General features: G+C 40.7%; 26 protein-coding genes and 1 riboswitch. Of the genes, 18 read left to right on the top strand and 8 right to left on the bottom strand.

The genetic code is table 11. From position 1 onward, the window contains the following. Positions 1–23 precede the first annotated feature (23 nt). The 3 genes from CGC63_RS03065 to CGC63_RS03075 are packed head-to-tail and all read left to right on the top strand — an operon-like array spanning position 24 to position 1807. Positions 24–395, top strand: coding sequence for a CidA/LrgA family protein (locus CGC63_RS03065; protein WP_004220902.1), 372 nt, complete (start codon positions 24–26; stop codon positions 393–395). Next, positions 376–1068 carry an LrgB family protein gene (locus tag CGC63_RS03070; protein WP_004220897.1) on the top strand — a complete coding sequence of 231 codons (693 nt, stop codon included), beginning with the start codon at positions 376–378 and terminating at the stop codon, positions 1066–1068. Before CGC63_RS03065 ends, CGC63_RS03070 begins: the two co-directional genes overlap by 20 nt. 19 nt (positions 1069–1087) lie before the next feature. Next, a complete protein-coding gene (locus CGC63_RS03075) occupies positions 1088–1807 on the top strand; it encodes a FadR/GntR family transcriptional regulator (RefSeq protein ID WP_009247105.1) in 720 nt (239 codons plus the stop codon). A gap of 94 nt (positions 1808–1901) precedes the next feature. Here the strand turns inward: CGC63_RS03075 and feoB are convergent, their stop codons facing one another. The 5 genes from feoB to CGC63_RS03100 all read right to left on the bottom strand — a co-directional run bounded on the left by feoB (position 1902) and on the right by CGC63_RS03100 (position 7358). Further along, entirely contained in the window at positions 1902–3770 is a 1869-nt protein-coding gene (gene feoB / locus CGC63_RS03080; protein WP_004220892.1) for a ferrous iron transporter B, read from the bottom strand. After that, the gene (locus CGC63_RS03085; RefSeq protein WP_004220889.1) at positions 3771–4043 is read right to left on the bottom strand and encodes a FeoA family protein; all 273 of its coding nucleotides are present in this window, start codon (positions 4041–4043) and stop codon (positions 3771–3773) included. Positions 4044–4098: 55 nt separating this feature from the next. After that, positions 4099–5769, bottom strand: coding sequence for an alpha-glucosidase (locus CGC63_RS03090; protein WP_004220886.1), 1671 nt, complete (start codon positions 5767–5769; stop codon positions 4099–4101). A gap of 93 nt (positions 5770–5862) precedes the next feature. Beyond that, the gene (locus tag CGC63_RS03095) at positions 5863–6690 is read right to left on the bottom strand and encodes a helix-turn-helix domain-containing protein (RefSeq protein ID WP_004220884.1); all 828 of its coding nucleotides are present in this window, start codon (positions 6688–6690) and stop codon (positions 5863–5865) included. After that, positions 6687–7358 carry a YoaK family protein gene (locus CGC63_RS03100; protein WP_040351016.1) on the bottom strand — a complete coding sequence of 224 codons (672 nt, stop codon included), beginning with the start codon at positions 7356–7358 and terminating at the stop codon, positions 6687–6689. The genes CGC63_RS03095 and CGC63_RS03100 overlap by 4 nt, the downstream gene beginning before the upstream one ends. Positions 7359–7533: 175 nt before the next feature. On the opposite strand from CGC63_RS03100, the gene coaBC reads away from it, so the two are divergent. The 13 genes from coaBC to dnaB all read left to right on the top strand — a co-directional run bounded on the left by coaBC (position 7534) and on the right by dnaB (position 18266). Next, entirely contained in the window at positions 7534–8727 is a 1194-nt protein-coding gene (coaBC, locus tag CGC63_RS03105; protein ID WP_022239559.1) for a bifunctional phosphopantothenoylcysteine decarboxylase/phosphopantothenate--cysteine ligase CoaBC, read from the top strand. Positions 8728–8768: 41 nt separating this feature from the next. Next, complete coding sequence (locus CGC63_RS03110) at positions 8769–9443, top strand: ECF transporter S component (protein ID WP_004220876.1); 675 nt, start codon at positions 8769–8771, stop codon at positions 9441–9443. Then, positions 9427–10197 (top strand): type III pantothenate kinase, encoded by a 771-nt coding sequence (locus tag CGC63_RS03115; protein WP_004220864.1) that lies wholly within the window; start codon positions 9427–9429, stop codon positions 10195–10197. The genes CGC63_RS03110 and CGC63_RS03115 overlap by 17 nt, the downstream gene beginning before the upstream one ends. Before the next feature lie 124 nt (positions 10198–10321). After that, positions 10322–11332, top strand: a complete 1011-nt coding sequence (locus CGC63_RS03120) for a hypothetical protein (RefSeq protein ID WP_009247099.1) — start codon at positions 10322–10324, stop codon at positions 11330–11332. Beyond that, positions 11329–12120, top strand: coding sequence for a class B sortase (gene srtB / locus CGC63_RS03125; protein WP_004220859.1), 792 nt, complete (start codon positions 11329–11331; stop codon positions 12118–12120). The genes CGC63_RS03120 and srtB overlap by 4 nt, the downstream gene beginning before the upstream one ends. Before the next feature lie 12 nt (positions 12121–12132). Continuing rightward, positions 12133–12852 (top strand): NAD-dependent protein deacylase, encoded by a 720-nt coding sequence (locus CGC63_RS03130; RefSeq protein ID WP_004220858.1) that lies wholly within the window; start codon positions 12133–12135, stop codon positions 12850–12852. Between the two features lie 15 nt (positions 12853–12867). Then, positions 12868–13056 (top strand): DUF951 domain-containing protein, encoded by a 189-nt coding sequence (locus CGC63_RS03135; protein ID WP_004220857.1) that lies wholly within the window; start codon positions 12868–12870, stop codon positions 13054–13056. A 101-nt stretch (positions 13057–13157) separates the two neighbouring features. Then, positions 13158–13445 carry a 30S ribosomal protein S6 gene (rpsF, locus tag CGC63_RS03140; RefSeq protein WP_009247097.1) on the top strand — a complete coding sequence of 96 codons (288 nt, stop codon included), beginning with the start codon at positions 13158–13160 and terminating at the stop codon, positions 13443–13445. A 122-nt stretch (positions 13446–13567) separates the two neighbouring features. Further along, entirely contained in the window at positions 13568–14020 is a 453-nt protein-coding gene (locus CGC63_RS03145; protein WP_004220854.1) for a single-stranded DNA-binding protein, read from the top strand. Positions 14021–14055: 35 nt separating this feature from the next. Further along, the gene (rpsR, locus tag CGC63_RS03150; protein ID WP_004220846.1) at positions 14056–14319 is read left to right on the top strand and encodes a 30S ribosomal protein S18; all 264 of its coding nucleotides are present in this window, start codon (positions 14056–14058) and stop codon (positions 14317–14319) included. A 110-nt stretch (positions 14320–14429) separates the two neighbouring features. Then, positions 14430–16475, top strand: a complete 2046-nt coding sequence (locus CGC63_RS03155) for a DHH family phosphoesterase (protein ID WP_022239558.1) — start codon at positions 14430–14432, stop codon at positions 16473–16475. Continuing rightward, positions 16472–16918: a 50S ribosomal protein L9 gene (gene rplI, locus CGC63_RS03160; RefSeq protein WP_004220841.1), complete on the top strand. Its 447-nt coding sequence runs from the start codon at positions 16472–16474 to the stop codon at positions 16916–16918. The genes CGC63_RS03155 and rplI overlap by 4 nt, the downstream gene beginning before the upstream one ends. A gap of 19 nt (positions 16919–16937) precedes the next feature. Next, a complete protein-coding gene (gene dnaB, locus CGC63_RS03165; protein WP_004220840.1) occupies positions 16938–18266 on the top strand; it encodes a replicative DNA helicase in 1329 nt (442 codons plus the stop codon). Between the two features lie 77 nt (positions 18267–18343). Here the strand turns inward: dnaB and thiC are convergent, their stop codons facing one another. Continuing rightward, positions 18344–19651 (bottom strand): phosphomethylpyrimidine synthase ThiC, encoded by a 1308-nt coding sequence (gene thiC / locus CGC63_RS03170; protein ID WP_009247093.1) that lies wholly within the window; start codon positions 19649–19651, stop codon positions 18344–18346. 81 nt (positions 19652–19732) lie between these two features. After that, positions 19733–19833: riboswitch (TPP riboswitch) on the bottom strand. 113 nt (positions 19834–19946) lie between these two features. Between thiC and CGC63_RS03175 the strand changes: the two genes are divergently transcribed. Next, entirely contained in the window at positions 19947–20384 is a 438-nt protein-coding gene (locus tag CGC63_RS03175; protein ID WP_004220836.1) for a MerR family transcriptional regulator, read from the top strand. Between the two features lie 51 nt (positions 20385–20435). On the opposite strand, the gene CGC63_RS03180 is transcribed toward CGC63_RS03175, so the two are convergent. Continuing rightward, positions 20436–20606: a 4Fe-4S ferredoxin gene (locus CGC63_RS03180; RefSeq protein WP_009247091.1), complete on the bottom strand. Its 171-nt coding sequence runs from the start codon at positions 20604–20606 to the stop codon at positions 20436–20438. Positions 20607–20779: 173 nt separating this feature from the next. Between CGC63_RS03180 and CGC63_RS03185 the strand changes: the two genes are divergently transcribed. Further along, positions 20780–20980 (top strand): DUF1858 domain-containing protein, encoded by a 201-nt coding sequence (locus tag CGC63_RS03185; RefSeq protein WP_009247090.1) that lies wholly within the window; start codon positions 20780–20782, stop codon positions 20978–20980. Between the two features lie 57 nt (positions 20981–21037). Here CGC63_RS03185 and CGC63_RS03190 read toward each other — a convergent pair whose 3' ends face one another. After that, positions 21038–21796, bottom strand: a complete 759-nt coding sequence (locus CGC63_RS03190) for an adaptor protein MecA (protein WP_009247089.1) — start codon at positions 21794–21796, stop codon at positions 21038–21040. Positions 21797–21865: the final 69 nt, after the last annotated feature.

Raw genomic sequence — 21865 nt, forward strand, 5'->3', positions numbered from 1 at the left:
ACCAATAGAAAGAGGATATAAAAATGAAGATTTTGCGACAATTCAGTATTATTTTATTTCTCTCCTTTTTAGGAGAAGGCTTAAAAATGCTTCTGCCACTGCCCATACCTGCAAGTGTGTATGGACTGATGCTAATGCTTCTGGCGCTTTGTACTGGGATTTTAAAAGTAGAACAGGTAAAGGATGCGGCAGTTTTTTTGATTGAAATCATGCCTGTAATGTTTATACCGGCGGCAGTAGGCTTGCTGGAGTCATGGGATGCCTTGCGTCCTGTTGTAGTGCCTGTGCTCATGATTACCGTCATCACCACGGTGATTGTTATAGCTGTTACAGGAGTTGTGACACAGATTATGATTAGAAAAAGGAGAAAAAAAGATGAAAGAATTTCTGAGTGAGTCTATTATATTTGGGGCAGTATTAAGCCTTGCAGCTTATGAAATCGGCTTACTGATGAAGAAAAAATTTAAGCTGGCAATTTTAAATCCACTGCTTATCGGAACAATCTGTGTTATTGGATTTTTGTTGATTTTCCGCATTGATTACGAAGAATATAATGAGGGTGCAAAATATATCAGCTATCTGCTCACACCGGCAACCGTTTGTCTGGCAGTTCCCCTTTATGAGCAGCTATCCCTCTTAAAAAAGAACTTTATGGCAGTGGCAGTGGGTATTTTATCCGGTGTTTTGGCAAGTCTTGTCAGTGTTTTGGCGTTGGCAAAGCTGTTTGACTTAAATCATCAGCAGTATGTGACATTGCTTCCAAAATCTATTACAACAGCCATTGGAATGGGCGTTTCAGAAGAGCTGGGAGGACTTGTTACCATTACGGTGGCAGTGATTGTCATTACAGGTATTTTGGGAAATGTCATTGCAGAATTTATCTGCAAAATTTTTAAAATTCACGAGCCGATTGCAAAGGGACTGGCGCTTGGAACAGCGTCTCATGCAATCGGAACGGCAAAAGCCATGGAAATGGGACAGATAGAAGGCGCTATGAGCAGTCTTGCCATTGCGGTTGCAGGACTTTTGACAGTAATCGGCGCATCGGTATTTGCCGGATTTATGTAAATTTGGGAGTGGGAAGGAAATGGAAAGAAAAGCAAGCGAAAATGAAAAGGTTTATCATCAGGTCATCGAACATATTACAAACCTTGCAGCAACAAAAGAAATTTCTTTTGGGAGTAAAATTCCGTCAGAAAGAGAACTGATGGCAACGCTGGGATTTAGCAGAAATTCCATCCGTGAGGCATTAAGAACCATGGAAAATATGGGGATTATCGAGAGTCGTCAGGGACAGGGAAACTTTTTAGTCAATCATATCGGAGAAAGTCTGAGCAGTGTATTTTCCATGCTTCTGTCTATGGAACAGACCAATTATATTGAAATCAGTCAGTTACGCAGATTTATTGAAATCGGATCTTATCTTCTGGCTGTGAAAAGCGCAAAAAAGGAAGATTTAGCCTGCCTTTCTGAAATTTTAGATGAAATGGATCAGGTAAAAGGGGAAGAAAGAGCCAAGCTGGATAAAAAATTTCATGACCAGATTGTACTGATATCGGATAATCATCTGCTGGAGCTTTTAAATGAAGCTTTGTCAGGCGTGTTTGAAATCTTTATCAGTGAAATGTCAAAATATGTAACAGACGAAGATAAAGAACGTCTGGTATGTCTTCACAGAAATGTATATGACAGCTTAAAGAAAAAGGACATATCGGAAGGTATTGAGCGTATTCGAGAGCATTATAACATTATTGACAGAAATTTGCAGATGCTGGCAGAGAAATATAAAGGTGTGAAGGCACAATAAGCTGCTATATAAAAGGGATATTCAGAATATTTATACATTCTTAAAGCGTGCTTTGCAAGGCCGCTGAAGGTGCATAAATATTCTGAACAGCAAATTACGAAAATATGCGAAAAGCACAGGTTACAAGAAAACATAAGAGAAACCCCATGCAGGTAGGCAAAAGGAAAGCGAGCGCTGTCCATTTTAAGCTGTGGGTTTCTTTTTTTATGGTTAAAAGGGTAGTAGCACAGGGCCAGTGAAGCACGCATAAAATCAGCATGGAAACGGCAGTGGAAACTGTCCAGCCCTGCCCCAGAAGCAGTGTATGGAGGCTTGACAGGCTTTTAAAATCTGTAATGGAGGACTGAGCAGTATAAGCCATAATCAGTACAGGAATAACAATTTCATTGGCAGGAAGCCCCAGAAGAAAGGCAAGAAGGATGCTTCCGTCTAAGCCTAAAAGTCGAGCAAAGGGATTTAAAAAATCCGATACCAAATTTAAAATGCTGTCTGTACCGATGCTGACATTTGCCATAATCCAAATCAGGATACCCGCAGGAGCAGCCGCTATGATAGCACGCAGCAGCACACGGCAGGTGCGGTTTATCACAGAATGTACCAGAACAGAGGCAATTTGCGGCTTTCGGTAAGGAGGAAGCTCCAGTGTAAAGGAAGAAGGAACGCCCTTTAGGACTGTTTTAGATAACAGCCATGAGGAAACAAAGGTCATAAACATACCAAACAGAATAACAAGTGTGAGCAAAACTGCCAGCTCAAGATTTTTTGCGCTTCCCGCAAAGAAAATCGTCAGGATAGCCAGAATAGTGGGAAAGCGTCCGTTGCAGGGAACAAAGGAGTTGGTTAAAATGGCAATCAACCGTTCTCTGGGTGAGTCAATAATGCGGCAGCCTGTTACACCGGCAGCATTACAGCCAAAGCCCATAATCATAGTAAGTGCCTGTTTGCCGCACGCCTTGCATTTGGCAAAGCAGCAGTCCAGATTAAAGGCAACACGGGGCAGATATCCGAAATCCTCCAAAAGTGTAAAAAGAGGGAAGAAAATTGCCATAGGAGGCAGCATCACACTAATTACCCATGCAGTTACCCGATAAAAACCAAAAGCAAGCATGTGACAGAGCTTTAAAGGAAGAAATCCTTGTAAAAAGCGGTAAAAAACAGGTTCAAAGGAAAAGAGAATGTCGTGGAGAACCTGAGAAACGTAGTTTGCTCCTGTAAGAGTAATCCAGAAAATCAGTAAAAGAAAGCAAAGCATACAGGCAATACCCGTAAATTTTCCTGTAAAAAGCTTATCAAGGAGAAGGTCTTTGTTTGTGTGAGAAGTACGGTCAGATTGCAGGGTAGCGTGATAAAGCCGTGAGGCTTCCTGTGCGCAGACTCGTGAGTCAGGCAAAGAGCAGGCAGATATTTTTGGGGAATTTGTATTTTCAGAGGAGGGAATATTTTTATCTAAAGCAGAGAAAATGCCGGATTTTAAGCGTTTTATATCCGAGTGTCGATGTGCGGAAATACCAAGGACAGGAATATGTAATTCCGTTTCCAAAGCAGAACAGGAGATATCAATTCCCTTTTTCTTGGCTTGGTCCATCAGATTGACACAGAGTAAAACTTTCTGGGTAATCGAAAGAAGCTGAATAAGGAGCTGAAGATGACGTTCCAGACACACGGCATCACATACAAGGACAACCAAATCAGGGTGCGTATTTTCTATAAAATCTCTGGCAATTTCTTCTTCCTTGGAGCAGGCAGTCAGAGAGTAGCAGCCCGGCAAATCAACAAGGGTGCAGGTTTGATTTCCCAGAGTGCATACTCCTTTTGCCAGCTCCACGGTTTTTCCCGCCCAGTTTCCCGTGTGCTGGTGCATACCTGTAAGTGCATTAAAGATGGTGCTTTTTCCCACATTGGGATTTCCGGCAAGCGCAATCGTAAAGGAAGCGTTTTTTCTTTTTTTCAAGAAGGATATCATTTACAGTTTACAATTTTCAGCAAGGGGTTCTACAAGGATAAAAGCGGCGTCTTCATTTCGGATTGCCAGAACACTGCCTCTGATTTTGTAGGCATGGGGATTGTGGAAAATGCCCGTATTGATACATTGTATCGGGGTTTCCTCGCAGAAGCCCAAATCCAGAAACCGCTGTAAAATCGCCTGCTTATAAGGCTTTTCTTCCTTGGAACAGGTGATACTTCGAATAATACCATACTGTCCCTCCCTTAGCTGACACAGAGGAACATAAGCCATGCTGAAAACTCCTTTTTGTAATCAGTATATGCACCGGAGCCGGAAAAGTGAAGCTTTAGACAAGCTCCAGAACAAGAGCCTGATAGGAGCAAAGCTGTAAGGTATTGCCCTCCTGTGAAAGCTGAGGATAGTTATTTAGCAGAACTCTTTTTACAGAAGAAGGGAGGGTAACTGTCTGCGGTTCTTTTTGAAAATTGCCGATAATCAGCAAGTCTTTTTCCCCTTTTCTGTGGTATGCCATAAGATTGTGGCGTTCTCTTTCAAAAGGAATAACATCTCCATACACAAGAGTTTCTTTGTAATCTTTGTTTTTACGAAGGGCAATCATTTGTTTATAAAAGGAAAGGAGAGAGTTTTTATCCTGCTCCTGAGCTTTTACATTGATTTCTCTGTAATTAGGATTTACCATAAGCCATGGAATGCCTGTTGTAAATCCGGCATTAGGAGAGCTGTCCCATTGAACCGGAGTTCTGGCATTGTCACGGCTATAAAGAGAAACGATTTTCAAAGCTTCCTCTGGGGTGAAGCCTGCATCCACACACACCTGATACTGGTCAAGAGCGCTGATATCGTCAATCTGTTCCAGAGGAAGAATGCCCAGATTTTCCATACCGATTTCCTGTCCCTGATAGATAAAGGGCAGACCACGCATAAAGAAATAAAGCACAGCCAGCATTTTCTTTCCCTCTAAGCAAAGACCGTCTTCGGGCAGATAATAGCTTACCCCTCTTGGTTCATCATGGTTTTCAATGATATTGGAATAAAATCCCATATCACCGATTTTTTCCTGTGATTGAAAATAACATTCCTTATATTCATCGGGAGTAATGCGGCGGCAGTCATACCAGCCCTTGTCACTTTTTCCGTAGGAGGTAGTGGAGAAATCAAAAATAGAGGAGAAATAGCCGTCATTCCCGATAAAAGCAGGCAGTTCATCTTCTTTTGCGTTAAATACTTCGCCCACCGCAAAGGAGTCATGAAGCTTAAAGGTTTTTTCGTGCATTTCTTTTAAGAAATCTCCGACACCCTGTGCGTCAGCCAGCATAAGAGCAAGGTCACATAAGCCGTCTTCACGGTCAGAGGGATAATTTTTATAAGGCAGTTTTTTCTTAATGTTGATAATGGCGTCAATACGGAAACCGCCCAGCCCCTTGTCCAGCCACCAGTTTATATTCTTAAAAATTTCTTCTCTTACTTTGGGATTTTCCCAATTCAAGTCCGGCTGCTTTTTGTGAAATACGTGCATATATTGCTTATCAGGATTTTTCGGCAGAGGTTCCCATACAGAACCGCCGAAATAACTTCGCCAGTTGCAGGGTGTTTCTCCCTCTTTTCTATCTTCGATATAAAAGAAATTTCCGTACTCTCCGTCTGGGTCTTCACAGGCTTTTTCAAACCATTCATGCTCATCCGAGCAGTGATTTACCACCAAATCCATGAGAATATACATTTCCCGTTTTTTTGCTTCGCTAATTAGTTGTTCCATATCTTCTAATGTGCCAAAAGCAGGGTCGATATTATAATAATCTGAAATGTCGTACCCTTGGTCTGCAAAAGGAGAGGGATAGACAGGAGAAATCCACAGAATATCAATGCCTAAAGCTTTTAAATAATCTAACTTTTGAATAATTCCCTGTAAGTCGCCGATACCGTCTCCGTTTGAGTCATAAAAGCTTTTTGGGTAAATTTGATAGGCAACCTTGTCATGCCACCATTTTCTTTCCATAATCAAACCTCCTAAGTGTATTTTAAATGTAAACTCTATTATAATGAACAAATTTAAAAATATCTTGCGAATATTTGATTAAAAACTGCGTTATTATGACTTTTTGCGGTACTGTAAAGGCGTAGTCTCTGTATATTTTTTAAATTCTTTCATGAAATTTCCAAGATGAAAGAAACCGCAGTCCATGCCAACCTCCATAATGGGAAGGTCCGTGGTTTGCAGAAGAATGCAAGCCTGTTTAATGCGGTATTCGTTTAGATAGGTAATGGGGGATTTTCCCAGCACCTTTTTGAAAAAACGGCAGAAATATTGTTCATTCATGTTGACTTGCAGAGCTAAATCCCGAATATAGAGCTTTTCCTGATAATGACTATGAAGAAAATCCAGTGCCGTTTTAATGGTTTCTATCCGCATGTCCGTTTTACGTTCTGTTTGAAGTAAAGAGGGAAAAGTGGATAGAATACCTGCCATTTTAAAAATGCCGCTCTGTATAAACAGGCGGGCAGAGAGGCTGTCCTCAGGAAACTGATGGAAAATGTGGAAAACCTTCCGATATTCTTTTTCAAAAGGGGAAAAAGCAGGATTGGAGGGCTTCAGACATTGAGGAAACAGCTTATATTCAAAGCCCAAAAGGCTTGGATGAAACACAAGGGCAGACTCCGTACTGTCCGAATGGGGAACAATGGCATGGAGCTCGCCTGGATAAATGAAATAAAAGCATTTTTCCTCAATCTGAAACTGTTCCATATTGACAAAAAGAGTATAGCTGCCCTTAGAAAAGTAGAGGATTTCCATTTCATCATGCCAGTGATGGGGCACGCCGGACCAGTTTTTTTCCTCACAGACCTCGTATAAGGCACAGGGAAAAAGAGAAGTTCCGTGGTCTTTTTGCTCTTTTAATTGTGTATCTGCGTGGCTCATAGACTCTCCTCCCTGTTTAAAAACATGGCAATAAATGCGGCTAAAAGCCCCAGTGCACAAAGCCATACGGCTTTTGTATGAAAAATACCGGTGAAAAAGCTGCCTGCACCTGCTCCGAGAATAAAAAATAGAATGACGTTGTAATATTGAAGACAGTTATGTAAATAAGATTTCTGTCGTGTAGTTATATAAAGATATAACTGCTGAGATGCGCTTCTTAAATTTCCTGTACACATGGTGGTAGCATAGGTGTTTCCATTCATTTTGCGGAAGGCCTCTACTTGAAGGGCACACACAAAGGAAATCATAATATTCACCGGGGCATCAAAAGCAGAAGAAGGAAGAAAACCTGCTACTATAAGGCAGAAAATTTCGATGAGGACAATGAGTTGTCTCCAATGAAGTTTCTTTTTCCATTTAAAATATGTTTGTATGATTTCACATACTAGAATACCCAGCACAAAGGCGAAAATAGGCATCAGATAATAAAAAGTTCTGTTCCAATTTTGTTCTGTAAGGTTTACACCCAGAAGCACAATATTTCCGGTCTGTGCGTTGGCAAAGACACGACCTCTGCAAAGATAGGTATAGGCATCCAGAAAACCTCCCACAACAGCCAGAAGAAGTCCGAGAAGATGGGTTTCTGATACTTGCTTATTACGTGACATGAGAAACACTCCTTTATAAATGTAAATGTTGAAAAAAGCATAGCACAGAAAAGGAGCAGGAACAAGAGGAAGTGAAAATGGCATATTGATTTTTTACAGGTTATTCCATATAATAAGAAGCTGAAACGGAGCAATCTGAAATCAGATGTTCACAAAAAGAAAAGAGGTATACACAATGTTAAAAGGAAAGTGTGTAGTGCTTGCAGTTACAGGAAGTATTGCAGCATACAAAATTGCTTCCCTTGCCAGTATGCTGAAAAAGCTTCACGCAGACGTTCAGGTGTTAATGACAAAGAATGCGGAGAATTTTATCAATCCCATTACCTTTGAAACCTTAACAGGAAACAAATGTCTGGTGGACACCTTTGACAGGAATTTTCAGTATAATGTAGAGCATGTGGCTCTGGCAAAGAAAGCAGATGTGGTACTGATTGCCCCTGCCAGTGCAAACTGTATTGGAAAGCTGGCTCACGGCATCGCAGACGATATGCTTACCACTACTATTATGGCGTGCAAATGTAAGAAAATCCTTGCGCCGGCAATGAACACCAATATGTTCGAAAATCCCATTGTGCAGGACAATTTGAAAGTTCTGGAGCACTATGGGTATGAGATTGTAGAGAGTGCTTATGGATACTTGGCATGCGGAGATACAGGACAAGGGAAGATGCCTGAACCGGAATTACTTTTACAGCATATTTTGCGAGAATGTGCCTATGAAAAAGATTTAAAAGGAAAGAAAATTTTGGTGACGGCAGGACCTACGCAGGAGCCTATTGATCCTGTACGTTATATCACCAACCATTCCACAGGAAAAATGGGATATGCCATTGCAAAAGTATGTATGCAGCGAGGAGCCGAGGTTACTCTTGTAAGCGGCCCTGTCAATATTCCTGCACCGCCCTTTGTATTAGTAGTACCAGTGATTACGGCGGAGGACATGTTTTGTGAAGTAACGAAACGTGCATCAGAGCAGGATATCATTATTAAAGCAGCAGCCGTGGCAGATTATTGTCCAAAGTATGTAAGCGCAGAAAAGGTAAAGAAAAAAGATGGGGAGCTGTCTTTGGAGATGAAGCATAGTCAGGATATTTTAGCCTATTTGGGAGAACATAAAAAGCAAGAACAATTTTTATGCGGTTTTTCCATGGAAACGGAAAATATGCTGGAGAACTCCAGGAAAAAACTGGAAAAGAAAAATCTGGATATGATTGTGGCAAATAATTTAAAGGTAGAAGGCGCAGGTTTTGCGGGAGACACCAATGTTGTCACCATGATTACTGAAAATGAGGAGATTTCACTCGGGAAAATGTCAAAAGAGGAAACAGCCTTTGAAATTTTGAACCAGATTTTAAAAATGACAAAATAACAATGTATTGTATCTTAAAAGAACGATAACAAGGAGAAATTATGAAAAATTTAACAGCAGATAACAGACAGAATACAAGAAGTATGGTACAGACAGCAATTTTTGGAGCTATTATTATTATTATGGCGTTTACGCCCTTTTTGGGATATATTCCGTTGGGCTTTACCAGGGCAACGATTATTCACATACCGGTTATTCTGGCGTCGCTGCTTTTAGGTCCGAAAAAGGGAGCTGCTTTAGGCTTTTTATTTGGACTTACAAGTTTTATCAATAATACTATGAATCCTACTATTACATCCTTTGTTTTTACTCCATTTTATAATTTAGGTGAATTTGAAGGTGGTTTTGGAAGTGTTATAATATGCTTCCTTCCCAGAATTTTGGTAGGAGTTCTTCCATATTATATTTACAAACTGATAAAGAAAATAGACAAAAAATCGGTATCCCCATGGGGACTGATTATTGCCGGAGTTACAGGCTCATTGGTAAATACACTTTTGGTTATGAATTTGATTTTTCTGTTTTTCAGGAAAGCTTATGCAGCAGCCAATGGAGTTACGGTAAAAGCGGTTTACGGATTTATTTTATCCATTATCGGAATGAACGGCGTGCCGGAAGCCATTGTGGCAGGCGTTCTGGTTTTCTTTATCGGAAGGATTTTAATGAAAAGAAACATCAGAGAAAGATTAGGGTTTATCAATGATTTTAGCGATTGACATAGGAAACACCAATATTGTAATTGGCTGTATCGATAAAGGAAAAAGAATTTTTATTGAAAGATTATCAACGGTACACACAAAAACAGAGCTGGAATATGCCATTGACATTAAAAATGTTTTAGATATTTATCATATTCACAGAGAGCAGCTGGACGGAGGAATTATTTCCTCTGTTGTGCCGAAAATTACCAAAACAGCAAAGCTTGCCGTAGAAAAAATACTAGATAAAGAAGTGCTGGTAGTAGGAGCGGGAATTAAAACAGGTTTAAATATCAGAATTGAAAGTCCGGAGCAGCTTGGAAGCGATTTAGTGGTAGATGCTGTGGCAGGAATTGCAGAATACAAAGCGCCAATGCTGATTTTTGATTTGGGAACAGCCAATACGGTCAGTGTCATTGACAGCAAGAAAAACTATATCGGAGGAATGATTTATCCGGGTATCGGCGTGTCCTTGGACTCTTTAACAGAAAGAGCAGCACAGCTTCGTGGAATTGGGCTGGAAGCCCCCAATGATATGATTGGCAAAAATACCATAGAGTGCATGAAAAGCGGTATGATTTACAGCAGCGCCGCAGCTATTGACGGCATTATTGACAGACTGGAGGAGCGTCTGGGCGAAAAGACTACGGTAATTGCAACCGGAGGTCTGGCAAAGAAGGTTATTCCATATTGTAAAAGAGAGATTGTCTTGGATGATGATTTATTATTAAAAGGACTTTATATTTTATACGAAAAAAACAATAAAAAGTAGGTTTGTAAGGATGGGCTGTCGCTTTAAGTGTATATCAAGAATATTGCTTAACGTGGCAGCTTCTTTTTATAGACTTCAAGAGGGCGTTCTGATACAATAGAAAAAGGGAAAGGGGGCAGGAAAAATGGGAAAGCGATGTAGGTTGTGCGGCGGAAAGCTGAGAAATGGTATATGCACAGAATGTGGTATGGACAACAGGAAAACGGATGAAAAATATTCCCGTCATGCAGAGAAAAATGCTTCGGCAGAGCACATTCATGAGGCAGAGCATACAACGGCTGAAAAGAAAACGAAAAGCAATTCTGTCCGAAACCAATTTGTATCTAAGAAGCAAACGCAGCATTCGGAAGTTAAGAATATAAAAGTGATTTTTTACGGTGCGGCAGTATTGCTGGTATTGGCGGCGCTGTTTTTGTCGAAAGATAATTCTGAAGCAGATTTGGAGCTGAATACAGAGGTGCAGGAGGAAGTATTCGATATGTCTGTGGAAAATGCAGAACAGGAGGTGCAGTTTCCCGTTATAGCGCAATGGGAAAATACTCTGGAGTCAGGCTTGTATGTAGTAGGCGTAGACATTCCGGCGGGAGAATATACCATTACCGCACCGCCGGGCAGTATATTTCAAACTTACAATAACCCTCAGTATGAAGATGAACATGTAAGCTTTGGAAAAGCGCCTTCGGGAATAGAAGAAGTAAAAAACATTCCTCTTTATGAGGGTACTTTAGTGCGGGTAAGCGGCTCGAATATGAGATTTTTCAGTTGGGATGCAGAGGTGGAAAATCTTACAGAGAGAGTAGAAAATCCCCTTACCAATCAGGTACAGATAATCGGAAAAGCAGTGGCGGGAAGAGATTTTGCGGCAGGAACTTATGATATAGAAGCAGTCGGTGAAAAAGAGGGGACTTTTACTTACAGCTATAAGGATAAAATTCAGATGTCTATTTGGCTGAAGCCTATGCAGACAGAAGGAAATCTTTATACTTCTGTGTATTATCGAAATGTGGTTTTGCCCGAAGGAACACAGATAGACACGGGAGATATGACAGTCATGCTTGTCCCAAGTAAAGGGATTGTAAGTGAGGATTACGCTTCCTTTTATGAAAATACTATTTCTCAGCAGGAGGATTTATGAGTAAAAAAAACAAGAAAAAAAGAACAGCAGGAGACGTTATCCGCACAATTATTATGTTTGCAGCATTGGCGGTATTTCTCTTTTCTGCCGCACAGTTGGCTAAAATATTTTTAGAATACAAAAAGGGAACAGATGAGTATAACAGGGTAAGAGAATATGTCACCACAACAGAGTCTGAGGGAGAAACGCAAGAGCCTTTAGAAGGGGAGGAAATGCCAAAGCCTACACCGCCGCAGGTGGATTGGGCAAATTTAAAAGCAATCAATGAAGATATTATCGGCTGGATACAGATAGAAGGAACGGAAATCAGTTATCCCATTGTGAAAGGAATAGATAATTCCTACTATTTAAAGCATACTTTTGAGAAAAATTCCAACGCAGCAGGGGCAATTTTTATCGATTATACCAACCGCAGTGATTTTCAGGACTGCAACACTCTTATTTACGGACATAATATGAAAAACGGTTCTATGTTCGGACTGCTAAGGAAATATTTTAAAGATAAGGACTCTGTGCCGGGAAGATATATCTGGATTTGCACACCGGACAAGAAGTATCGTTATGAGATTTTTTCCAGTCATGTGGTAGATGCAGCGGGAGAGACTTATACGCTGTTTCCGGAGGCGAACGAGCAGTTTGCAAGCTATCTTGACAGTATGAAGCAGCAGTCTTTGGTGGATTTTGGGACAGAAGTCACGAAAGAAGATAAAGTTATCACACTGTCTACCTGTACAGGAAATGACGCTACCCGCTTTGTTGTACAGGCGAAGCGAGAAGGAGAATATTAGGAGGGGATTTTTATGGGAGAGATAGCAAAACTGCAACAGATTATTGATGAAAGCAAAAACATCGTATTTTTTGGAGGGGCGGGAGTTTCCACGGAAAGCGGAATTCCGGATTTTCGAAGTGTAGACGGTTTGTATCATCAGGAATGGGACTTTCCGCCGGAAGTAATTTTAAGCCATACTTTTTTCCGGAGAAAGCCGGCAGAATTTTATCGGTTCTATCAGGCAAAAATGCTGTGCGACACAGCAAAGCCAAATGCAGCTCATAAAAAGCTGGCACAACTGGAGGAACAGGAAAAATTAAAAGCAATTGTGACGCAGAATATTGACAATCTCCATCAGATGGCAGGAAGCAAAAATGTGCTGGAGCTGCATGGAAGCGTCTATCGCAACCATTGTGTAAAGTGCCGCAGCTTTTATGATTTTGCCTATATGAAAAAGAACAAGGGAATACCCAGATGCAGCAAATGCGGCAGTATTATCAAGCCGGATGTCGTACTCTATGAGGAAGCTTTAGATCAGGAGGTTGTAAATGCGTCCATCCATGCCATTGCGCATGCGGATACTTTGATTATAGGAGGAACGTCTCTTTCTGTTTATCCGGCAGCTTCTTTGATAGATTATTTCAGCGGAAAGCATCTGGTTGTAATCAACCGTGACAAAACACCACAGGATGAAATGGCGGAGCTTGTGATTAACCGCCCAATCGGAGAGGTGTTTGAGCAAATAAAATAGATGAGGTGACAGAAAATGGGTTTGAATTATGAAGTGGGAGATTTTGTAAAACTGAAAAAACAGCATCCCTGCGGAAGTAATGAATGGGAAATTTTAAGAGTGGGAGCTGATTTTCGCTTAAAATGTATGGGGTGCGGACATCAGGTCATGCTTTCCAGAAGGCTGGTAGAAAAAAATACCAGAGATTTACGAAAAAAAGCTTGAAAAATGGAAATCCTTATGGTAAAATTGAAAATCGTGATATATTATTATCCTTGTTCCCTGCTCATCAGGGGACCAAAAGACCAAAAGGAGGTACAACAAGCATGAACAAATACGAATTAGCATTAGTTGTAAATGCAAAAATTGATGATGAAGCTCGTGCAGCAGTAGTGGAAAAAGCAAAAGATTACATTGCTCGTTACAACGGAACAGTTACAGAAGTTGAAGAATGGGGCAAGAAAAGATTAGCTTACGAAATCCAGAAAATGCGCGAAGGTTATTACTACTTCATCCAGTTCGAGTCTGATGCTGCATGCCCAGCAGAAGTTGAAGGACGTATTCGCATTATGGACAATGTATTAAGATATTTAGTTGTTAAAAAAGAAGCTTAATTCTTTCGACAGCACAAACAAACATTAAAATTCAGATTTATCAAGTGCACCGAAAGCCGTTTTACGGGCTTTGGGCTTCGAGAGAACAGGCAGTTATTTATTAAGTATAATGAGGTGATTAGATGAATAAAGTAATTTTAATGGGACGTTTAACAAGAGATCCTGAGGTGAGATATTCCGCAGGAGAGAATTCAATGGCGATTGCCAGATATACATTAGCTGTGGATCGACGTTTCAAAAGAGACGGAGAGGCAACTGCTGATTTTATCAGCTGTGTTGCTTTCGGCAGAGCAGCAGAATTTGCAGAGAGATACTTCCGTCAGGGTATCCGCATTGTAGTAAGCGGCAGAATTCAGACAGGAAGCTATACAAACAGAGATGGCAACAAAGTCTATACAACTGATGTTGTAGTAGAAGAACAGGAATTTGCAGAAAGCAAAGCTGTAAGTGACAGTCATGTAGGACAGGTAGCTTCCATGGGAGCGCCTGCACCGACACCAACTCCGAGTATGGCATCCGCAGATGGATTTATGAATATCCCGGATGGAATTGACGAAGAGCTGCCATTTAGCTAAAAAGCGGCGGCAATATTGATAGGAGGTAAACAATCATGGCTTACGAAAAAGGTAATAGACCGGATTCTCCAATGAAGAGAAGAGGCGGACGCAGAAGAAAAAAAGTTTGTGTATTCTGTGGACAGGAAAATAACGAAATCAGCTACAAAGACGCTAACAAACTGAAAAGATACGTATCTGAAAGAGGTAAAATTCTTCCTAGAAGAATTACAGGAAACTGTGCAAAACATCAGAGAGCGTTAACAGTAGAAATCAAAAAAGCTAGACATTTGGCAATCATGCCTTACGTTCAGGACTAATTGATATTTGGCACACTGCTTCGGCAGTGTGCTTTTTGCTTGTACAAAAGGAAAAACAATGGTATAATGTTTTAAATTGCTATTTAATTTTTGTATTGGCAGGTGGAGAGATGAATGGAAAAATTAAGATGAAGGGACAGTTGAAAATATATATGCAGTTCCCTATTCTTTTAGGGACATTACTTATAATCATGAATATTGCAGTGTTTACGGTAAGCGTAAAAGCAGGTGCGCTGGTAAGTGTTTTTGTGGCTGCGTATATTTTGATTGTGGTATTTTTATATTTTCATAGCCGTGCCGGCATTATGAATGAATTGATTTCCTTTGCAACCCAATACGGACAGGTACAGAAGAATTTATTAAATGAATTTATTGTACCGTATACCCTGTTGGACTCTAACGGAAAGATTTTGTGGCTGAATGAGGAATTTGCCAAGCTTACAGGAAAGAACAAGAAGTATCGCAAATCCATTGCCACTCTTTTTCCGGAAATTACAAAGGATAAGCTTCCAAAGGAAGCGGACTCAGAGGTCGCTGTTCAATATGGCGAAAGAGATTACAAGGCAGTGATGCGTGTGATTTCTATGGATAAGCTTTTGGAGGAGTCCGGTCTTGTGGAGTTGGCACAGGAAAATGATTTAATTGCCCTGTACCTATTTGATGAAACAGAATTAAACCGATATATTAGACAAAAAGAAGATGAAAAACTGGTTACCGGTCTTTTATATCTGGACAATTATGAAGAAGCGCTAAACAGCGTGGAAGAAGTTCGTCGTTCTCTTTTGGTTGCTTTGATTGAAAGAAAGCTGAATAAATATTTTAATGATGTAGACGGACTGATTAAAAAGCTGGAAAAGGATAAATTTATCCTTGTTATGCGTCAGAGCTCTTTAGAAGAATTGAAAAAGAAACGCTTTAATATTTTAGAGGACGTAAAGACGGTAAATATCGGAAATGATATGGCAGTTACGGTCAGTATCGGTATTGGTATCAACGCACCTACTTATGCGCAGAATTATGAATATTCCCGTATTGCCATTGACTTGGCATTGGGGCGTGGCGGTGATCAGGTGGTTATTAAGGACAGAGACCAGATGATTTACTTTGGCGGAAAGTCTCAGCATGCAGGAAAGAACACTCGTGTAAAGGCTCGTGTAAAAGCTCATGCGCTGCGGGAATTTATGGTAAGTAAGGACAAAGTTGTGGTTATGGGACACAAGATTTCTGATGTGGACTCCATCGGCGCAGCTATCGGTATTTACAGAGCGGCAAAATCCTTAAACAAGAAAGCGCATATTGTTGTGAACAACCCGACAATGTCGGTACGTCCGATTATTGAAAATTTCAGAGATAATCCTGACTATGATGAGGATATGTTTGTAGACAGTGATGAAGCAAAAGAAATTGTAGATAATAATACCGTAGTAGTAGTAGTAGATACCAATAAGCCAAGCTATACAGAGTGTGAAGAGCTTCTGCACAAGACAAAGACCATTGTGGTATTAGACCATCACAGACAGGGCAGCGAGGTTATTCAAAATGCTGTATTGTCTTATATTGAGCCTTATGCTTCCTCTTCCTGCGAAATGGTAGCGGAAATCCTTCAGTATTTTTCTGATGATATTAAAATCTACAATATTGAAGCAGATGCGATTTATTCCGGTATTATTATTGACACCAATAATTTCACAGCGAAGACAGGAGTTCGTACATTTGAAGCAGCAGCATTTCTCCGCCGCTGCGGCGCAGACGTTACCAGAGTACGGAAAATGTTCCGTGACGATGTGAAATCCTATCGTGCCAAGGCAGAGGCAATTCGTCATGTGGAAACCTACAAGAATTGTTTTGCCATTGCGGTTTGCCCAAGTGAAGGTATTGACAGTCCCACGGTTGTAGCTTCTCAGGCGGCAAATGAGCTTTTAAATGTAGACAGTATTAAGGCGACCTTTGTGCTTACCGATTATCAGGGCAAGATTTATATCAGCGCAAGAGCCATTGATGAAGTAAATGTACAGTTGATTATGGAAAAAATGGGCGGCGGCGGTCATATTAACATGGCGGGCGCACAGCTTCCGGGAGTTTCCGTAGAGGAAGGTATCCGACAGTTAAAAAATACCATTGACAAGATGATAAAAGAAGGAGATATAGAGGTATGAAAGTAATTTTAATTGAAGATGTAAAATCTCTTGGAAAAAAAGGTGAAATTGTAAACGTAAGCGACGGATATGCAAGAAATATGCTTTTCCCTAAGAAATTAGGTGTGGAAGCAACAGCAAAAAACATTAACGATTTAAAACTTCAGAAAGCGCATGAAGAAAAAGTGGCAAAAGAAAATCTTCAGGCTGCAAAAGAATTTAAAGAAGAATTAGAGACAAAGCAGGTAACTTTGGCAATTAAAGTGGGAGAAAACGGCAGAACCTTTGGCTCTGTATCCACGAAAGAAATTTCCGAAGCAGTGACAAAGCAGTTAGGATATGATATTGATAAGAAAAAAATGCAGCTTTCTAATCCAATTCGTGAATTAGGAACAACCATGGTTCCTGTAAAGCTTCATACACAGGTTACTGCACAGCTTAAGGTTGTGGTAAAGGAAGCATAGGAAGGGAGTCTTCACCAACATGGAAGAAGCACTGATAAAGCGAATTCTGCCTCACAGTCCGGAAGCGGAGCAGTCGGTTATCGGCTCTATGATTATGAGCAGAGATGCCATTGTAGAAGCTTCTGAGATTATTACAGGAGCGGATTTTTACCAGCAGCAGTACGGAATTGTTTTTGAGGCAATGATTGAGCTTCATGATGAAGGCAAGGCAGTGGATTTGATTACTTTGCAGGAGAGGTTAAAGGAAAAAGACTTGCCGCCTGAGATTTCCAGCATGGAGTTTGTAAGGGATTTACTGTCAGCCGTGCCTACTTCCGCAAATGTAAAATATTATGCGGAAATTGTGGCAGAAAAATCTATGCTGAGAAAGCTGATAAAGACCACAGAAGAAATTACAAACGCCTGTTATCTGGGGAAAGAAAAGATGCAGGATATTTTAGAGGTTACAGAAAAGAAAATTTTTGATTTGGTACAGAACAGAGGCAGTGAGGAGTTTGTTCCCATTCGTCAGGTTGTGCTAAACGCCATTGAGAAAATCGAAAAAGCCTCCAGAAGTCAGGGCAGTGTAACCGGTATTCCCACAGGTTTTATTGACTTAGATTATAAAATGTCCGGTTTTCAGCCCTCTGATTTGATTTTGGTAGCGGCTCGTCCTTCTATGGGAAAGACAGCTTTTGTTTTGAATATTGCTCAGTATATGGCATTTCATAATGATGTGACAGCGGCGATTTTCAGCTTGGAAATGTCAAAGGAACAGCTGGTAAACCGTCTGCTGGCATTGGAGTCAAAGGTAGACTCACAGAACATCCGAACAGGTAATCTGGAGGATGAAGAATGGGCAAAGCTCATTGAAGGCGCAAATATTATAGGCAAATCCAATTTAATCATTGATGATAAGCCGGGTATTTCTATTTCAGAGCTGCGCTCCAAGTGTAGAAAGTATAAGATGGAGCATAATCTGGGAGTTATTTTTATCGATTATTTGCAGCTTATGACAGGAAGCGGAAGAAGTGAGTCCAGACAGCAGGAAATTTCAGAGATTTCCCGTTCTTTAAAAGCGCTTGCCAGAGAGTTGAACGTGCCTGTTGTAGCGCTTTCTCAGTTAAGCCGTGCCGTAGAGCAGCGTCCTGACCACAGACCAATGCTTTCTGACCTTCGAGAGTCAGGAGCTATTGAACAGGATGCCGACGTAGTTATGTTTATTTATCGTGATGATTATTATAATAAAGACTCCGAAAATAAAAACATAGCAGAGATTATTATTGCCAAGCAGAGAAACGGTCCTATCGGAACAGTAAATCTGGTATGGCTGCCGAACTATACAAAGTTTGTGAATATGAAAAAATAAGAATATAATTTTAAAAGACCACCCTTCCTCCTGTTAAGGTTTATGGGTGGTCTTTTTGTGGTTGCTAATGAGACATTTTACTCATCGTAAATATTTACAATTTCTCCATCTAAAATTCGATTCATATTTTTTACGGCACAGAAGTTCCCGCACATACTGCATGTGTCTTCTTTTTCCGGCTTTGCCTCTGCACGATAGCGTTTTGCTTTTTCCGGGTCAATGCAAAGGCGGAACATCTCTTCCCAGTCCAGATTTTTTCTGGCAGTGCTCATTTCATAATCCCAGTCGGCAGCGCCTTTAATACCTTTGGCAATATCAGCGGCATGAGCGGCAATTTTGGATGCAATAATCCCCTCTTTTACGTCATTGACATCAGGAAGGCGGAGATGCTCCGCAGGTGTTACATAGCACAGAAAAGAAGCGCCGTAGGTGGCAGCGATTGCACCTCCGATAGCAGCAGTGATATGGTCATAGCCGGGAGCGATATCGGTTACAAGAGGTCCGAGCACATAGAAAGGTGCGCCCTGACATACGGTCTGCTGAATTTTCATATTTGCTTCAATCTGATTTAAAGGCATGTGTCCCGGTCCTTCAATGATAACCTGAACATCTTTTTCCCATGCGCGTTTTGTCAGTTCGCCTAAAGTAACAAGCTCCTCAATCTGAGAAATATCTCCTGCATCAGCAAGACAGCCGGGACGGCAGGCGTCACCGAGGCTCATAGTAACATCATATTGTTGGCAGATATCCAGAATACGGTCGTAGTGCTCGTAAAACGGGTTTTCCTGTCCAGTCATTTCCATCCATGCAAAGATGATAGAGCCTCCTCTGGAAACAATGTTGGTAAGGCGTTTGTTTTCCTTAAAGCGTTTAGCGGTATTTTTATTGATACCTACATGAATAGTCATGAAATCTACGCCGTCTTTTGCGTGCATTTCCACAATATTAATCCACTCTTCGGAAGTGATTTCCTTTAACGGCTTGTGGTAATAGACAACAGCATCATAAATCGGTACAGTACCGATAATTGCAGGACATTCTGAGGTTAATTTGCGGCGAAATTTCTGCGTATCGCCAAAGGAGCTTAAATCCATAATAGACTCAGCGCCCATTTTTACTGCGTCGTTTACTTTTTCAAGCTCCATATCAAGGTCCTTCCAGTCTCTGGAAGTTCCCAGATTGACATTGATTTTTGTTTTCAGCATAGAGCCAATTCCGTTTGCCTCCAGACAGGTATGCAGCTTATTGGCAGGAATAGCTACTTTTCCTTCCGCCACAAGCTGACGAAGCTTTTGCACATCCATTTGTTCTTTTGCAGCCACAGCTTCCATTTCCTTGGTGATGATACCCTGTCGTGCGGCATTCATTTGCGTTGTGTACGTCATATTCATTCTCCAATCTTATTTTATTAAAAAACTCCCCGAAATAGAAAAGTGCCCGTACCAAAAAAGGGTATACGGACACTGTAAATGCTGGTATAAACTCCCTACGTTGGCATAATCCAAATCAGGTAATACAGGTCGAAGTCAGACTTCCTCTCAGCCCTAAGGCTCCCTGGTTGTTTTTTCTCAGTGTAGCACTGCGGTGGGGACTTGTCAATGTTTTTGTCGAACGTATTTTCTTGCAATTTAAAGTGTGTTTGTTATAATAATTAAGAGAAAGCGAGAAAGGGGTTAAGGTATGCAGGAGACCATTTACTCTGTTTCTGAAGCCGTGGGAATTTTAGAGCTTCAATCTCATGTACTGCGGTACTGGGAGGAAGAAATGAAGCTTCCTATTAAGAGAAACGAGTTGGGACACAGATACTACACCCGATGGGATATTCAGGTTTTTTTGAGTATTAAGGAACTAAAGAAAAAAGGATATTCATTAAAAGAAATCGGAAAACTGGCGGAGCTTTTTTATCAGAAGCAGGAAAAAGAGAGCAGGATTTCCCCGGAATTTATGGAGATTATCAGCAAGCTTGTAAAGGCGCAGTTAAAGGAGAAAAAAACAGGAGAAGACAGATATAAGAAGCTGGATGAAAGAATTCGTAATTATCAGCAGTCAAGGCGTGAGGTAGCGGCTGCTTTAGAAAAGAAAAATTCCAAAAAGAAAGGGATATTTTCGAGAAGATGAGAAAAAGAAAGAGGCAGGACTTTGAAAGTTCTGCCTCTTTTCTAAAAAATATTAGCCTTCAACGATAGCTTCTGTTGGACAAACACCAGCGCATGTTCCGCAGTCAACGCATGTATCAGCGTCGATAACGTATTTGTCATCACCTTCGGAAATAGCTTCAACTGGGCATTCGCCAGCGCATGTTCCGCAGCTTACACATTCATCTGTAATTACGTATGCCATGATTATATCCTCCTTTATATTCTGAACTTAAGAATTCAGTTCTTAGCTGTATTCTAATATATTTACTTCTATAATACAAGTCTTAATTTAGAAACAATGCAGAAAAAGAGTTGAACATAAGGAGGAAAGAGATTATAATAAAATTCATAAAACAGAACAAGGAGGAAATATTCATGAAGGTAACACCAGATATGACAATCGGTGAGTTAATCCGTTTAGATGAAAACATTGTTCCAATTCTCATGAGAGCAGGCATGCACTGCATCGGATGCCCTTCCGCACAGGGAGAAAGCATTGCAGAGGCAGCTATGGTTCACGGAATTGACGGAAATATGTTAGTTGCTCAGATTAACGATTTTTTAGAAAATAAATAATGAAAAAGGAGTTGCTGTATCCCGGGTTACAGGGATATAACAACTCCTTTTAGCATCCTAGATTAGTGTCAGTTTTTGTAAAGCTTCGGTAGAGAGAATACATCCCTTGTGTTCTGCAAGAAATGCTTCTCTGGCAGGTGACAGCTTTTTGCCGTTGCCATATTCGGAAAGCATATTGCAAACACGGTTGAAATCCTCCGGTGAGGTCTGATCCTGATGAAGAAGCAGAGAATAGGTATCTGCCCTTTCGTCTTTATACAGGGAGTTAAAGCCTTGGAAGAAATTGTTTAATCCGTGAGCTGCCTCGATAACCGTATCTAAGTCAGGAAAAACATATTCTCTTCTTAAATTGATATGCTCGGCAGGCGAATTTTTCTCAGTTCCCTGAGCAACAGCTTCTTTTTTCTCCCTTTTTTCCTTTTTCTTTTTCTGCTCTTCACTGGCCTTGTATATTTTGGCAAAGAGATCCAAGATGTCATCTGCTCCTTCCATTTCAATAGGAGGCGCAGGCTCAGAGGAAGGCTCACCGAATGGGGTAAACTTAGAAAAGCGGGTATCCAGCTCTTCAGGGTCTTCTACCTTGGAAATAATCAGGATAATACTTTCTGAGGAAATGGGAATTGCTTCAATCATCAGAGGAATATCATTTGCTTCAAAACCAAATTGCAAATTTGCCTGTTTCATCATATCCCGAAACAGCTCCTTTGCTTTATCGCTTCCATACGCCAGTTCACTTAAACGAAGCTGTCTTGCATCTAAATCTTCCTTTGTAAGTGTACAGCGTATCTGATTTTCATTAATTTTTTCTATTTTCATAACATCACATCCTGTCTGTTTATTATCTAAAGATGCTATTTTCTCTTTTACATTATATACTATGCGTGA

Source organism: Blautia hansenii DSM 20583, assembly GCF_002222595.2.
Classification (GTDB): domain Bacteria; phylum Bacillota; class Clostridia; order Lachnospirales; family Lachnospiraceae; genus Blautia; species Blautia hansenii.

Bases quoted from the DNA above. Each gene is read 5' to 3' on its own strand.
- CGC63_RS03065 (WP_004220902.1), top strand. From the start codon at position 24: ATGAAGATTTTGCGACAATTCAGTATTATTTTATTTCTCTCCTTTTTA.
- CGC63_RS03070 (WP_004220897.1), top strand. From the start codon at position 376: ATGAAAGAATTTCTGAGTGAGTCTATTATATTTGGGGCAGTATTAAGC.
- CGC63_RS03075 (WP_009247105.1), top strand. From the start codon at position 1,088: ATGGAAAGAAAAGCAAGCGAAAATGAAAAGGTTTATCATCAGGTCATC.
- feoB (WP_004220892.1), bottom strand. From the start codon at position 3,770: ATGATATCCTTCTTGAAAAAAAGAAAAAACGCTTCCTTTACGATTGCG.
- CGC63_RS03085 (WP_004220889.1), bottom strand. From the start codon at position 4,043: ATGGCTTATGTTCCTCTGTGTCAGCTAAGGGAGGGACAGTATGGTATT.
- CGC63_RS03090 (WP_004220886.1), bottom strand. From the start codon at position 5,769: ATGGAAAGAAAATGGTGGCATGACAAGGTTGCCTATCAAATTTACCCA.
- CGC63_RS03095 (WP_004220884.1), bottom strand. From the start codon at position 6,690: ATGAGCCACGCAGATACACAATTAAAAGAGCAAAAAGACCACGGAACT.
- CGC63_RS03100 (WP_040351016.1), bottom strand. From the start codon at position 7,358: ATGTCACGTAATAAGCAAGTATCAGAAACCCATCTTCTCGGACTTCTT.
- coaBC (WP_022239559.1), top strand. From the start codon at position 7,534: ATGTTAAAAGGAAAGTGTGTAGTGCTTGCAGTTACAGGAAGTATTGCA.
- CGC63_RS03110 (WP_004220876.1), top strand. From the start codon at position 8,769: ATGAAAAATTTAACAGCAGATAACAGACAGAATACAAGAAGTATGGTA.
- CGC63_RS03115 (WP_004220864.1), top strand. From the start codon at position 9,427: ATGATTTTAGCGATTGACATAGGAAACACCAATATTGTAATTGGCTGT.
- CGC63_RS03120 (WP_009247099.1), top strand. From the start codon at position 10,322: ATGGGAAAGCGATGTAGGTTGTGCGGCGGAAAGCTGAGAAATGGTATA.
- srtB (WP_004220859.1), top strand. From the start codon at position 11,329: ATGAGTAAAAAAAACAAGAAAAAAAGAACAGCAGGAGACGTTATCCGC.
- CGC63_RS03130 (WP_004220858.1), top strand. From the start codon at position 12,133: ATGGGAGAGATAGCAAAACTGCAACAGATTATTGATGAAAGCAAAAAC.
- CGC63_RS03135 (WP_004220857.1), top strand. From the start codon at position 12,868: ATGGGTTTGAATTATGAAGTGGGAGATTTTGTAAAACTGAAAAAACAG.
- rpsF (WP_009247097.1), top strand. From the start codon at position 13,158: ATGAACAAATACGAATTAGCATTAGTTGTAAATGCAAAAATTGATGAT.
- CGC63_RS03145 (WP_004220854.1), top strand. From the start codon at position 13,568: ATGAATAAAGTAATTTTAATGGGACGTTTAACAAGAGATCCTGAGGTG.
- rpsR (WP_004220846.1), top strand. From the start codon at position 14,056: ATGGCTTACGAAAAAGGTAATAGACCGGATTCTCCAATGAAGAGAAGA.
- CGC63_RS03155 (WP_022239558.1), top strand. From the start codon at position 14,430: ATGAATGGAAAAATTAAGATGAAGGGACAGTTGAAAATATATATGCAG.
- rplI (WP_004220841.1), top strand. From the start codon at position 16,472: ATGAAAGTAATTTTAATTGAAGATGTAAAATCTCTTGGAAAAAAAGGT.
- dnaB (WP_004220840.1), top strand. From the start codon at position 16,938: ATGGAAGAAGCACTGATAAAGCGAATTCTGCCTCACAGTCCGGAAGCG.
- thiC (WP_009247093.1), bottom strand. From the start codon at position 19,651: ATGACGTACACAACGCAAATGAATGCCGCACGACAGGGTATCATCACC.
- CGC63_RS03175 (WP_004220836.1), top strand. From the start codon at position 19,947: ATGCAGGAGACCATTTACTCTGTTTCTGAAGCCGTGGGAATTTTAGAG.
- CGC63_RS03180 (WP_009247091.1), bottom strand. From the start codon at position 20,606: ATGGCATACGTAATTACAGATGAATGTGTAAGCTGCGGAACATGCGCT.
- CGC63_RS03185 (WP_009247090.1), top strand. From the start codon at position 20,780: ATGAAGGTAACACCAGATATGACAATCGGTGAGTTAATCCGTTTAGAT.
- CGC63_RS03190 (WP_009247089.1), bottom strand. From the start codon at position 21,796: ATGAAAATAGAAAAAATTAATGAAAATCAGATACGCTGTACACTTACA.